This is a genomic window from Motilimonas sp. 1_MG-2023 (genome assembly GCF_030547455.1).
Classification (GTDB): Bacteria; Pseudomonadota; Gammaproteobacteria; order Enterobacterales; family CBDFNC01; genus Motilimonas.
On sequence record NZ_JAUOPX010000011.1, the window covers coordinates 84,394 to 97,733 of the forward strand.

Here is a 13,340-nt window from a genome sequence, read left to right on the forward strand (position 1 = left end):
AATTCGCGCCAAGATTACCTGTGAGACTGTGATGGGTCAAATAAGCTGACTATAAATATTTAACAAATGTTGCCGATACCATATAAGTTACAATTGCCAGTTTCTTTAACTTGCTGTTAATTGGCTGATATACGAAAATGAGATAAACAGGCTCAAGTCGAAACGGCATTTTGTTTTGCTTTAAAAATTGAGGGTATAAAGCGTGGATTTAGCAACTCTGATCGGCATCATAGGTGCATTTGTGTTTGTTGTCATGGCGATGTTGATGGGCGGTGAGCTCTCAACCTTTATTGACGTTCCCTCTATTTTAATTGTATTTGTTGGCTCAATGTTTGTGGTATTGATGAAGTACAATTTAGGACAATTTTTAGGCGCGGCTAAGATAGGCATGAAAGCCTTTATGTTCAAGCTAGAAAAGCCAGAAGATTTGATCACCAAATCAGTAGAAATGGCAGATGCCGCGCGTAAAGGTGGTTTTTTAGCATTAGAAGAAGCAGAAATATCCAATGCTTTTATGCAAAAAGGTATCGATATGCTGGTAGACGGGCACGACGCCGACGTAGTGCGTGCTACTCTAGAGAAAGACATTTCCCTCACTTCCGAACGGCATTTAATGGGCGCGGGTATCTTTAAGAGCATTGGTGATGTTGCGCCCGCGATGGGTATGATAGGTACCTTAATTGGTCTGGTTGCCATGCTGTCTAACATGGATGATCCAAAATCCATCGGCCCTTCGATGGCTGTTGCGCTGCTAACAACTCTGTATGGTGCCATACTTTCTAACATGGTGGCCTTGCCTATGAGCGAGAAATTAGTATTACGCGCCGAAGAAGAAAAGCTCAACCGCGTGTTGATCATGGATGCAGTATTAGGTATTCAAGATGGCCAGAATCCACGGGTTATTGAAGGTTTATTGAAAAACTATCTGGCAGAATCTAAACGAGAAGTAAGCACCACCGAGTAGAGGAGGCGATAATGGAAGAACCTTGTAAATGTCCTCCTGAGGGACTACCCGCTTGGATGGGCACTTTTGCCGACTTAATGTCACTGCTTATGTGTTTCTTTGTGTTGCTGCTGGCATTTTCTGAAATGGACGTGCTCAAGTTCAAGCAAATTGCTGGTTCGATGAAGTATGCTTTTGGGGTGCAAAATTTGCTTGAAGTGAAAGATATTCCGAAAGGGACATCTGTAATAGCACAAGAGTTCAGCCCTGGCCGACCTGAGCCAACGCCAATTGAAACCATCATGCAACAAACCATTGATATGACCCAAGCTAAGTTAGACTTTCAAGATGGTGAAGCGGCAGAAGTCGGTGGTCAAAAACAAGATGAAGGTGATAAAGACGGTGGCATGACCGCGTCACAAGCCATTCAAAGCCAAATGGAAGCGCAACAGCAAGCGGCACAAAATCAACTGGCGAAAACCATAGCACAAAAGATGAAAGATCAAATTGAAGATGGCGCTATTGAAATTGAAGCCCTCGGGCAGCAACTGATTATTCGGGTTCGTGAAAAAGGCGCATTTCCGTCTGGATCGGCTTTTTTACAGCCTAAATTTCGTCCTGTGATCACGCGAGTAGCGGAAATTTTAAAAGATGTCCCTGGCGAAATTACGGTATCTGGACATACTGACGATGAAGCCATCAAGTCTGAGCTTTATCGCTCTAACTGGGACTTGTCAACACAGCGCGCGGTATCGGTTGCCCATGAAATGATCAAGGTAAAAGGTTTTGATCAACAGCGTTTAATGGTGGTGGGTTATGCCGATACTAAGCCTCTTTACGACAATACCGATCAATCTAATCGTCGTAAAAACCGCCGCGTTGAAATTTCAGTGATGCAAGGTAAAGCACAAGAGTCAGACGAAATAAACGTCACGCAATAAGTCTCCATTACCCCGCCCTGTAAGTGGCAAACTTGCAGGGCAAAAAACCACCACTTTAAGTCCTCACATTCTCAGGGTATAATCCGCACCCTAATTTTTACCCTAAGTGAAGCCGATGAAATTTGTCGTTAAGTTTTTCCCTGAAATCCTGATGAAGAGCAGGTCTGTTCGTAAGCGTTTTTGCAAAATGTTACAGGGCAACATCCGTAATGTATTAAGACGCTATGACGATGACGTGAAAGTCATTTTAGAGTGGGATCATATCATCGTTAAAACGGTCAACGACACTGACAAAAATCGCGCCAAGCTGATTGAACTGTTGTCGAGCACGCCGGGGGTGGCGTTCTTTTTAGAAGTGCAGCAATCGCCATTTGAAGATTTACATGATATTTACGAACAAGTACTGCCGTTAGTTGCGGATAAACTAGCGGGTAAAACTTTTTGTGTACGCGTGAAACGTCGCGGTAAACATGACTTTAGTTCAACAGAAGTTGAACGTTATGTTGGCGGTGGTCTAAACCAACACACTGACGCAGTTGGTGTGCAATTAAGAAAGCCTGATGTCACAGTGCAACTTGAAATTGACCATCAAGATTTATTCATTGTTAAGCAGCGCCATGAAGGACTCGGCGGTTTCCCTATGGGCTCACAAGAAGGTGTCTTGTCGCTGATTTCAGGCGGTTTTGACTCAGGTGTTTCTAGCTACATCATGATGAAACGCGGTATGCGCGTGCATTACTGCTTCTTCAACTTAGGTGGCGCCGCTCATGAAATTGGCGTTAAACAAGTCGCTCATCACTTATGGGATCGCTTTAGTTCATCTCATCGCGTGAAGTTTTTAGCGGTGCCGTTTGAGCCAGTTGTTGCAGAGATCCTTGAAAAGGTCGAAGACGGCCAAATGGGTGTGATCTTAAAGCGTATGATGATGCGCACCGGCGCTAAATTAGCCGAGCGCTTAGCGCTAGATGCCATGGTAACGGGTGAAGCGGTGGGCCAAGTATCGAGTCAAACGTTGCGTAACTTATCGGTGATTGATAAATCGACCGATACCTTAATTTTACGCCCCCTGATTGCGATGGATAAGCAAGATATCATCAACACGGCGCGTCAAATTGGTACGGCAGAGTTTTCAGAGACCATTCCCGAGTATTGCGGCGTGATCTCCAATAAGCCTACCGTGAAAGCGGTAATGAGCAAGATTGAAGAGCAAGAAGCCAAGTTTGATATGGCGCTGATTGATAAAGTGGTGGAAGCCACCATGACGCTGGATATTCGCGATATCGGCGAACAAACCGATGCTGAGATCACTGAGGTGGAAACCACGGCGCAATTTGCGCCAAATGAAGTGGTGTTAGATATCCGCTCTGACGATGAGCGTGAAGACAAGCCGCTAAAAGTTGAAGGCGCCACCGTTGAAAGCATGGTGTTCTTTAAACTGGGTACTCAGTTTGACACCTTAGATCAAAGCAAAACGTATTTGCTTTACTGCGACCGTGGCGTGATGAGTAAACTACAAGCCTTGTACTTAAAAGAAGCCGGCTTTACTAATGTGAAAGTGTATCGCCCTTAGTTTTCGAGCTGAGTGTGAACTAAAAACAAGCAGCCTCGGCTGCTTGTTTTGTTTCTGCCATGTATTTCACGAGCCAATGAATCCGAAGAGGAATGTACTTTGAAGATTGGTATCGTACAAATGCCGATGTCGTGGCAATTAGCCACTAATATGGATTTTATTTGCCAAACCATTGAGGATTTTGCTCATCTCTTTATCGACCGTGATGGGCTTCAGCAAAGCTGAGGTTAACTATTGTTTCTATTAATAATAGTTTTAGCTTAAATCCCGATATAAATTGATGTTTGCTGTGCTAAAATCCTCCGCGTTATGGTGACCAGTTTGGTCATAATATGGGAACACGGTTTAAGCCGTGGCTGCCCCCGCAACTGTAAACGAGTAGTTTTTTGTCTGCGCTGCAATGCCAATTCAGCGAAACCACTGGTCCATGGACTGGGAAGGTCACAAAAAATGATGAGACGTGAGCCAGGAGACCTGCCATAACCTAAACAAAATTCGGGACGGGGTGTGCCCTACAGGAGTGGTATGTTTTTGTTATCTCAACGTGAGTTTAAGGGTGCTTATGCACCTTAAAATTCGCGATCTTAGTTGGTTTGTGGCCAATAAAGCCGTGTTACAGCAGATTAACTTGCAGATAAACCAAGGACAATTTGTTGGCTTAATCGGTCAAAATGGCTCGGGTAAATCGTCGTTACTCAGGTGCGTCTATCGTCAGCATCGGCCTTGCTGTGGCCAAGTGTTATTGGCGGGGCAGGATGTGCATCAGTTGTCAGCCAAGGCGTTCGCGCGGCAAGTGGCGGTGGTGTTGCAAGAGTTTCCAGCGGAGTTTGGTTTTACCGTTGAAGAAGTAGTACGTATGGGCTTAACCGCGCATGTGTCATTGCTCAGTGGCTTTCGCCGTTATCGCCAACAAGTTGATCAAGTATTAGCAACGGTGGGTTTATTGGATTTGCGTGCGGCTAACTTTGATAGCTTGTCGGGCGGTGAAAAGCAGCGCTGTTTATTGGCGCGGGCGCTGATCCAGCAACCTAAGCTGCTGATCTTAGACGAGCCAACCAATCATTTAGATATTCACTATCAATTTCAGCTACTTGATTTAATTAAATCATTAGGCGTTACTGTGCTGTGCAGCTTGCATGATCTTAATATTGCTGCGCGTTACTGTGATTATTTATACCTGCTTAATGACGGCATTATTCAACAGCATGGCAGCCCAGCACAGGTGTTAACCGAACAGCATTTGGCGGAGCAGTTTTTAATGCGCACCCATGTAGATCAGCAAGTGCATCACACTATTCCCCGGATTAACTATTTGTCGGTGATCCCATCATCGAATACTCCATTCAATAACGCATTAAATTAAGGAAAGTGATGAAATCAATTGTGGTGGCTTTAGGTTTGTTAACGGGCGTAGTACAAGCTCATGTTGCTATTGATGTGTGCGGCGAAGTGGTGGAATTTAAGCAAGTGCCGAAACGCGCTATTGCCAATGACATCAATATGCTCAAGATCATGTTGGCATTGGACTTAACCGCCAATATGGCGGGGTATTCTGGCGTATCGGCACACCATAAAATGCCCGATGAGTTGGCGTTAACAGTAAAAGACTTACCTGAGATCGCGCCGAAATATCCGAGCATGGAAAATTTACTTAATGCCGATGCCGATTTTTATTTTGCCGGTTGGAATTACGGCATGGAAGTAGGTGGCGCCGTGACGCCAAGTACGCTAGCTAAATATGATATCCCGACTTATGCGATTAAAGAGTCGTGCGCCCATGTGCAAACGCGCCCTCATATCAGCTTAGAAGATACCTTTTATGACATTGACAGCATAGGCGCTATTTTTAATGTTTCTGGGCGGGCTAAAGTACTCAATGATGGCTTTAAGCAAAGGTTAGCTGAGGTTGAATTACGATTAGCTGGCGTACCAAGTAAATCGGTCTTTGTTTATGACAGTGGCCAAGATAAGCCCTTTACCGCTGGCGCCTTGGCGGTGCCTCACGCGATCATTGCCGCGGCTGGCGGCCATAATGTAATGGCGAACGTTAAGCAAAGTTGGACCCGAGTCAGTTGGGAAGCCGTGGTTGAAACCGACCCAGAGCATATAGTGATCATTGATTACGGTCAGCCTAGCGCTGCGGAAAAAATTGCATTTTTAAAACGTTTTCCTGCCACGCAAGGGGTGAAAGCAGTAGTGAATGATAGTTTTACTATTTTAAGTTACGCCGCTGCCACGCCGGGCATTGAAAACATTGATGCGGTTGAGCAGTTGGCGAAAGACTTATATCCGCAGCGATTTAAGTAATGAAACCATGTTGACTCAAATAACACGTACAACGGCGCTGCTGATTGGCCTGAGTCTCGTTTTAATCTGCTCGGCGTTAGTCTCAATCACCTTGGGCGCGGCTAGCTTATCTCTTGCTGAAGTGAGCAGCATCTTAGGGCATAAGTTACTGCCAAGTTGGGCGCAGGTGACAGAGACGAGCGAGGGGATCAGCAAAGCCAAACAAGCGATTATTTGGGATATACGGTTACCGCGAATTTTACTCGCGGTATTGGTGGGCGCAGGGCTGGCGTTAGTCGGCACTTGCTTGCAAGCCATTACCCGCAACTCAATGGCTGATCCTTACTTGTTTGGCGCCTCGGCAGGAGGCTCGCTGGGCGCGGTGATTGTTATTTTACATGTCGGCCTGTTCATTGGCCCTTATAGCTTGCCGTTAGCGGCTTTTATTGGCGCTCTTTGCTCTATGTTATTGGTGGTGTTTATTGCCCAGCAAGGGCATGGCTTATCGCAACAAAAATTGCTGCTGACGGGGGTAGCAGTGCATTTTATCTTGATGTCACTGACTAACTTTTTAATTTTTGCTGGCGAACAAAAAGCCGCCGGCTCAGCGATGTTTTGGATGCTTGGCGGCTTAGGCATGGCGCAATGGTCGCATTTGGTCTTTCCTGCTGTGGTGTTGGGTTTGGCATTGCTGTTGATGATGCTACGGTCTGGGCGCTTAAATGCCATGATGGCGGGGGATGAAACGGCGGCTACTTTAGGTATCAATGTTAATCGCATGCGAATGGCGGTGCTGGTGGTCTCAGCCTTGGTCACGGGGGTAATGGTGGCGTTTAGTGGCGCGATTGGTTTTATTGGTTTAATGGTGCCGCATTTAACGCGAATGCTGGTGGGGGCGGATAACCGCAAAGTGCTGCCTGTTAGCGCGTTACTCGGCGCGCTGCTATTGGTGTGGGCAGATGCAGGCGCACGAGTGCTGATTGCGCCGCAAGATTTACCTGTGGGCATTATCACCGCGATGCTGGGTGGTAGCTTCTTTATTTATTTAATGGCAAGAAAGTAACTTACTCAACAGCTCCTAAATTGAAATTAAATGGCCTAGATGGTTTTGATTTTAAATTGATGGTAGCTTGTTAGGCCGTTTAGCTAACTTGCGAATATCACCATGAAAAAATTACATATCGCCCTTTCAACCAATCAAATTGCAGCCACTATTGCTGACTATTCTGTTCGTCTTGGCGCGGCGCCTTGCTCATATATTGAAAATGAATATGCCTTATGGCGCACCGAATCGTTAAATCTATCGGTGCGCCAAGATCCTTCTTGTCCGCCTGGAGAGCTGCGCCATTTAGGCTGGGAAGATGCTAGCGCCACTGAATTTAGCGAAGAGTTAGACGTGAACGGCATAAAATGGGAGCGCTTTAATGCCCAGCAGCAAGCGGATGAAATTAATGAAATTTGGCCGCAAGCGGATTATCGACCTGAAAATTAATCTATTACTCGACTCGATTTTTTTAGCGAAAACTATCAATACTGAAGCTTATAGTTGGGCTTATTTGTATCTTAGTGTGGCTGCTAGCCTTTTGGGCCGGTTATACCCATGAGCAGCATGCCCCTTTGATAAGAGTGATTATCTACTTGTTTGCGATGGGGATGTTGGTCTCTGGGGGATATCTAGCGGGTTATGTGGATTATCGCTATTTAGATCAGCAAAAGCAGCAGCTGATCCGCACAAAAGGTTTGTGGCTGGCGCGCTGGTATTCGTATTACCCGTTTGCTGATATAAAAGCGGTGGATGTGCGAATGGCGTCAGCAATCGTACATAAAGACGACAGTTTACAATCTAACTCAGCCCGCGTTTCGTATTCGGCGGTGATTAAATTAAAGGGCGATGAGGTTTATTTTACTGGCTCGAGTGACAAGTAGGAAACCATCCAACATGCGCAGCAACTGGCAGAAAGTATCGGCAAGCCAGTGCGCATTAAAACCCATGGCCGAACTAAAAATCGCTCAAAGACTACGAAGTGAGCATGGCTCGGATGGGCTTATTATTGCTACTTATCCTTGCTTTGATGGCGGGAACCTATGCCCTGAATATGGTTGATATTAAAACTTACTGAGTCTGAATGCAGCCTAGCAGCTGCGTTTTTCCGATATGACTAGCACTGACAGGTTGTCCTTAAATCGGTTCTGCCTCAAAGTGAGTTAACGTAAATACCCTAAGGTCGGTTTTGAGCGATTAAGAGACGTTCACATCATTTGTCGTTATTTAATTAACCTCAGTTCTGTTTAAGTCTAATACAGTAAAATAAAGTATGTTTTACAGCAAAATTTCGTTTTCAGGGATGAAAACGCAAAGCTTATAGGGATATATTCACAGCGTTTTTGCAGAAAAACATACTATATTCGCTTATCCAAGATTCGGGTTAATAGTTACTATAAAGCGGATAATCAGCTAACTAATTCCTGCAAAAGAATCAGTCGTTATCGTTAAAAATTGGAATAGTTAAGTTATCACAGATATATAAAATAAATGAATACATTTCCCCTGACTCTGAGGCGTCGGGGGAAGGAATAAACCAGACTGCTTACTTGCTCGCTGTCGTAGCTGGTAACTTAGTAGAAATCAGTCCAGCTAAAGCAACAAAAGCAAAGGAAATGGCTAGGCAAGCCGCCAATCCGTAAAGTTGGAAAACCCAGCCTGACAGCATCGTACCAATCAAACGTCCCATTGCATTAGCCATGTAGTAAAAGCCTACATCTAACGAAACCCCATCGGCATCAGCCATGCTAACAATCAAGTAACTGTGCAGTGATGAGTTAATGGCGAACAGTACGCCAAATATCATTAAGCCGGTAATGAGTACCGTTTTAACTTCCCAGCTAAAATATAATGATAAGGCGATACCTAATGTCACTGATGCCAACAAACTTGCCCATTTTACGGTTTCTGTTGCCGGAGATAAGTTGTCTTTGAAGTTGATTAACTTAGGAGCCATTGATTGCACAATGCCGTAACCAATCACCCAAAGCGCCAGGAAGCCACCTACAGTCCAATGGTCCCAATTAAATGCTTGCGATAAAAATACAGGCAGTGCGACGACAAACCAGACGTCACGTGCACCAAATAAGAATAATCGTGCAGCCGACAAGATGTTAATTGAGCGACTCTTTGAAAAAATATCGGTAAACTTAGGCTTGTTCTTTGCTTTTCCTAAGTCACTTTTTAAGGCGTAAAGGCTGTAACACCATACAAGTGTTAATACACCTGCCATTAGCAACATTGCACCCTTGAAGGATAACAAAGTTAATAGTAAGCCACCTAAGAAAAAGCCAACGCCTTTTAGGGCATTTTTGGAGCCTGTTAATAGCGCAACCCATTTAAACAGCGTACCTTCTTGTCCTTTGGCAACCAACGCCTTAATCGAGCTTTTCGCGCTCATTTTGTTTAAGTCTTTGGCAATGCCTGAAAGCGCTTGTGCAATCATCACATACACAACGGTTAACCATTCAGCCGGAACAGCTAGCATGAGTAAGGCAATAACCTGAATGGCTAAGCCAATGTTCATGGTTTTATTGAGCCCTAAACGAGCACCTAAGAAGCCGCCAACCAAGTTGGTGACAACGCCAAAGATTTCATAAAACAAGAACAACATCGCAATGCTAAGCGGACTATAGCCTAACGCATGGAAATGAAGCACGACTAACATGCGAAGTGCGCCATCTGTTAAGGTAAATGCCCAGTAGTTACCTGTGACAATAAGGTACTGCTTTATATCGTCTGATAATGATGCCAAGCGCTTCATAGTATTACATTATCCTTTAATTGATAGGCCAACTTTACGAGCAAGCTCAGCCGTTCTGTTGGCGTATCCCCATTCGTTGTCATACCATGTATACAGCTTCACTTGAGTGCCGTTGACCACCATTGTTGAAAGTGCATCGACAATGCTAGATCGTGGGTCAGTTTTATAATCTATTGATACAAGTGGTTTTTCTTCATAGCCAAGAATGCCTTTTAATTCCCCTTCCGCAGCTTCTTTCATCCAAGCATTAATTTCGGCTTCAGTGGTTGAACGCGCAACTTCAAATACACAATCGGTAATTGATGCGTTCGCTAGTGGTACACGTACTGCATGACCATTCAGCTTACCTTTCAACTCTGGGAAAATATGGGTAATAGCTGTTGCAGAGCCAGTGGTGGTTGGAATAAGGCTCATGCCACAGGCTCGCGCTCTACGTAAATCTTTATGCGGAGCATCTAAAATGGTTTGAGTATTGGTAATATCATGGATGGTTGTCATTGAGCCATGTTTGATGCCGATTTTATCCTGTAAAACCTTCACGACTGGAGCTAAGCAGTTGGTTGTGCAAGACGCTGCCGTAACGATGGCGTGTTGCTTAACATCGTACAGATGGTCGTTAACACCCATAACCACATTGAGCACGCCTTCTTCTTTGACTGGTGCAGTGACCACTACTTTCTTAACACCTTGATCTAAATAGGCTTGCAGTAACTCGGTTTTCTTCATCTTGCCTGATGCTTCAATGACTAAATCACATTCAGACCAATCGGTATCGCTAATCGCTTTGTTTTGCGTTACACGAATAGCTTGACCGTCGATTTTCACATTATTTTCATCATGAGTTACATCATGTGACCAGGTGCCATGTACAGAATCATACTTTAACAAATGAGCTAGTGTTTCTGCGTTGCCAGCAGGGTCGTTGATTTGGACAAATTCTACGTCTTGCCAGCCAAAAGCGGCTCTAAGTGTTAATCGCCCCATGCGGCCAAACCCGTTAATACCAATTTTAATTGCCATTTTTAAGCCCCTACTTTTTGAAACGCATTGAAAAAAGAAAGTTGAACTGGATGTGAAAGCGCCTTAGGGCGTACTTTCTGTACTTGGTTAATAATCTCTGTTTTGTCGTAGCCTAGTTCATACATGAGTAGTCCAATAACTAAGCCGGTGCGACCAGAGCCGCCTTTGCAATGGACTGCAACCGTGCCTTGATTGCGCAAAATAGATAGCAAGTCATCAAGGTGACATTTGAACGCCGTTGCAAAATCTTCATTCGGTGCATCGTCATCTAAAATAGGTAACTGAAACCATTTTATGCCTTGTTCGTTACACGCATTGGGAAGTGTTTCTGCTTCGTTTTTCTTCATTTCTGCGTCATACATCAGAGTAACAATCGCTTGTGCACCTGCATTTTTTAATTGCTTTACAGACGTTGTTAAATCAACGTCCTTGGTTCCGGGACATGGTGTAAAGATAAAGCTAGCGCCATTATCAAGTTTGAGCAGATCAAAAGGATGAGTCATGAAGATTGCTCCTGTAGCCATTCTTTGATTTGTGCTGAGTGCGGCATAGAGCCTGAATGGACTAATTGCTCATCAATCACAACTGCGGGTGTGCTCATAACGCCATAGGACATGATTATCTCGGGCGATGTTTCTTTTGACACATTGACAGAGACATTGATTTCACTGGCTATTTTTTCAATCAGTTCTGCGGTTTTTACACATTTAGTGCAGCCGCTACCGAGTACTTTTATTTGTTTCATAAATCACCTCATAAAAAAGAAGAAAATGCGTTAAATAACCACCCAACAAGGGTAAATGACACCAACAACATGGCAAATACCATCGCCAGTAAACGCCATTGCATTACTTGTTTTAGTAAAATAAATTCAGGGAAACTGGCAGCTACCGTACTCATACAGAACGCGAGGGTCGTGCCAATGGGTAAGCCATTGACAATCAGGCTTTCCATCACCGGAATGACGCCGGTGGCATTTGAATACAGTGGAATTCCTACTAGTACCGCCACCGGAACCGACCACCATTGACCATCACCTAAATGCTGTTCAATCCATCCGTCGGGCACAAATCCGTGTAATGCGGCCCCTAAGCCAACGCCGATAATGACCCATTTCCAGACGCGGCCAAATATTTCTAGCGTTTCCGTTTTGGCGAAATCATGACGTTCGACAAAGGTCATTTTTATTGTGTAGGGATTGGTTGGAGTGCTTTTGTGCTGTGCCTGACCTTTTGCCAGTGCCTTTGCCGCAAAGGATTGCAACCAGCGTTCGGCTTTAATGGTGTCTAAAAACAAGCCCCCTAAAATACCCACTGCCATACCAATCACCACATAAAGTAAGGTGAATTTCCAGCCCAGCAAACTCATTAATAGCAGAACGGCCACTTCATTTATCAGTGGGGAAGTGAGCAGAAATGCCATGGTAATACCAACGGGAATACCTGCTGAGGTAAAGCCTAAGAACACAGGAATACTAGAGCATGAACAAAAAGGAGTGATCGCACCGAAGCTGGAGCCTAAGAGGTAACCGATTCCACGATTTTTACCTGCAAGATAATCCCTAACACGTTCGACATTAAGCGATGCACGCAGCAAGGCAATGATATAAATCATGACGAGTAGCAGTGCGAATATCTTGCTGACATCTTCGATAAAAAAGTGTGTCGCATCACCTAATTTCGTATCTGCTGAAAGTGCGAGTAAGGAAAAAGTGACCCAATCGGCAAACAGAGTAAAAATCTCCAACATTAGACTTCTCCAAACCAATGCCGAGTGCGGTTGACAAACCAAACCAAACTTAACATAACGGGAACCTCAACAAGTACGCCAACGACTGTAGCCAGTGCTGCGCCTGAATGTAAGCCGAAAAGGGAGATTGCCACTGCTACCGCTAGTTCAAAGAAGTTTGATGTGCCAATCAAACAGGAGGGGGCAGCAATGTTGTGTTTAAGCTTGAGTTTTACCGCAATAAAGTAGGCAAAAATGAAAATGCCATAAGTTTGAATAACCAGCGGAATCGCGATTAACAAGATATTGAGTGGTTGATCTAAAATGGTGTTCGCTTGAAAGCCAAAAAGTAGTACTACTGTCGCTAACAAGCCAATGACTGAAAAAGGTTTTAGCTTTTCTAATAATGAGATAATTGCAGTTTCATCACGACCTGAGCGGTTTAAACTTCTTCTGCTAAGTACCCCTGCGACTAAGGGTAGAAATACGTATAAGACGACAGAAATAAACAAAGTCCCCCAAGGTACATAAATATCAGTCACTCCCAGCAATAACCCTGCAATTGGGGCAAAGGCAAAAATCATGATGATGTCGTTAACCGAAACTTGAACTAACGTGTAGTTTGCATCGCCTTTAGTTAGTTGTGACCAGACAAATACCATTGCCGTACACGGAGCTACGCCAAGTAAAATCATTCCTGCGATATATTCTTGCGCGGTTTCTGGTGAAACAAAATCGGCAAATAAGCCTTCGAAAAACAGCCAACCTAATGCCGCCATTGAAAACGGTTTGATAAGCCAGTTAATCACTAAGGTTAATACAAGCCCTTGCGGGTTTTTGCCAACCTCTTTAATTGTTGTGAAATCTATTTGAACCATCATGGGGTAGATCATTACCCAGATGAAAATGGCAACGACTATATTGACATGCGCGACTTCCAGCTTTGCTATCGCTTCAAAAATCGGAGGATATATAATGCCTAATGTCACACCTGCGATAATAGATATCGCTACCCAAACAGATAAATAGCGTTCAAAAATGCCCAT

15 protein-coding genes and 1 riboswitch are annotated in these 13,340 nt (G+C 44.4%); of the genes, 9 read left to right on the forward strand and 6 right to left on the reverse strand.

Features of this window, described 5'->3' with window-relative positions; all coding sequences use genetic code 11:
* Positions 1–202: 202 nt before the first annotated feature.
* The 9 genes from pomA to Q4519_RS08095 all read left to right on the forward strand — a co-directional run bounded on the left by pomA (position 203) and on the right by Q4519_RS08095 (position 7,666).
* Positions 203–964 (forward strand): flagellar motor protein PomA, encoded by a 762-nt coding sequence (gene pomA, locus Q4519_RS08055; protein ID WP_303511449.1) that lies wholly within the window; start codon positions 203–205, stop codon positions 962–964.
* A gap of 11 nt (positions 965–975) precedes the next feature.
* Entirely contained in the window at positions 976–1,884 is a 909-nt protein-coding gene (locus Q4519_RS08060; RefSeq protein WP_303511452.1) for a flagellar motor protein MotB, read from the forward strand.
* A gap of 115 nt (positions 1,885–1,999) precedes the next feature.
* A complete protein-coding gene (gene thiI, locus Q4519_RS08065) occupies positions 2,000–3,454 on the forward strand; it encodes a tRNA uracil 4-sulfurtransferase ThiI (RefSeq protein ID WP_232802161.1) in 1,455 nt (484 codons plus the stop codon).
* Between the two features lie 99 nt (positions 3,455–3,553).
* On the forward strand, positions 3,554–3,679 hold the full coding sequence (locus Q4519_RS08070; protein ID WP_282561146.1) for a hypothetical protein: 126 nt from the start codon (positions 3,554–3,556) through the stop codon (positions 3,677–3,679).
* Positions 3,680–3,747: 68 nt separating this feature from the next.
* Positions 3,748–3,951: riboswitch (cobalamin riboswitch) on the forward strand.
* A 65-nt stretch (positions 3,952–4,016) separates the two neighbouring features.
* Positions 4,017–4,817 (forward strand): ABC transporter ATP-binding protein, encoded by an 801-nt coding sequence (locus Q4519_RS08075; RefSeq protein WP_232802160.1) that lies wholly within the window; start codon positions 4,017–4,019, stop codon positions 4,815–4,817.
* Between the two features lie 8 nt (positions 4,818–4,825).
* Positions 4,826–5,761 carry an ABC transporter substrate-binding protein gene (locus Q4519_RS08080; protein WP_303511457.1) on the forward strand — a complete coding sequence of 312 codons (936 nt, stop codon included), beginning with the start codon at positions 4,826–4,828 and terminating at the stop codon, positions 5,759–5,761.
* A 7-nt stretch (positions 5,762–5,768) separates the two neighbouring features.
* On the forward strand, positions 5,769–6,803 hold the full coding sequence (locus Q4519_RS08085) for an iron ABC transporter permease (RefSeq protein WP_303511459.1): 1,035 nt from the start codon (positions 5,769–5,771) through the stop codon (positions 6,801–6,803).
* 102 nt (positions 6,804–6,905) lie between these two features.
* A complete protein-coding gene (locus tag Q4519_RS08090; RefSeq protein WP_303511462.1) occupies positions 6,906–7,232 on the forward strand; it encodes a hypothetical protein in 327 nt (108 codons plus the stop codon).
* 74 nt (positions 7,233–7,306) lie between these two features.
* Positions 7,307–7,666 carry a hypothetical protein gene (locus tag Q4519_RS08095; protein WP_303511464.1) on the forward strand — a complete coding sequence of 120 codons (360 nt, stop codon included), beginning with the start codon at positions 7,307–7,309 and terminating at the stop codon, positions 7,664–7,666.
* A gap of 662 nt (positions 7,667–8,328) precedes the next feature.
* Here the strand turns inward: Q4519_RS08095 and arsJ are convergent.
* The 6 genes from arsJ to arsB are packed head-to-tail and all read right to left on the reverse strand — an operon-like array spanning position 8,329 to position 13,340.
* The gene (arsJ, locus tag Q4519_RS08100; protein ID WP_303511466.1) at positions 8,329–9,546 is read right to left on the reverse strand and encodes an organoarsenical effux MFS transporter ArsJ; all 1,218 of its coding nucleotides are present in this window, start codon (positions 9,544–9,546) and stop codon (positions 8,329–8,331) included.
* Positions 9,547–9,555: 9 nt separating this feature from the next.
* Positions 9,556–10,566, reverse strand: coding sequence for an ArsJ-associated glyceraldehyde-3-phosphate dehydrogenase (locus Q4519_RS08105; RefSeq protein WP_303511468.1), 1,011 nt, complete (start codon positions 10,564–10,566; stop codon positions 9,556–9,558).
* A gap of 2 nt (positions 10,567–10,568) precedes the next feature.
* The gene (locus Q4519_RS08110; protein ID WP_303511469.1) at positions 10,569–11,069 is read right to left on the reverse strand and encodes a dual specificity protein phosphatase family protein; all 501 of its coding nucleotides are present in this window, start codon (positions 11,067–11,069) and stop codon (positions 10,569–10,571) included.
* Positions 11,066–11,311 carry a thioredoxin family protein gene (locus Q4519_RS08115; protein WP_287554684.1) on the reverse strand — a complete coding sequence of 82 codons (246 nt, stop codon included), beginning with the start codon at positions 11,309–11,311 and terminating at the stop codon, positions 11,066–11,068. The genes Q4519_RS08110 and Q4519_RS08115 overlap by 4 nt, the downstream gene beginning before the upstream one ends.
* A gap of 8 nt (positions 11,312–11,319) precedes the next feature.
* The gene (locus Q4519_RS08120) at positions 11,320–12,315 is read right to left on the reverse strand and encodes a permease (protein ID WP_303511474.1); all 996 of its coding nucleotides are present in this window, start codon (positions 12,313–12,315) and stop codon (positions 11,320–11,322) included.
* Positions 12,315–13,340 (reverse strand): ACR3 family arsenite efflux transporter, encoded by a 1,026-nt coding sequence (gene arsB, locus Q4519_RS08125; protein WP_303511476.1) that lies wholly within the window; start codon positions 13,338–13,340, stop codon positions 12,315–12,317. Before arsB ends, Q4519_RS08120 begins: the two co-directional genes overlap by 1 nt.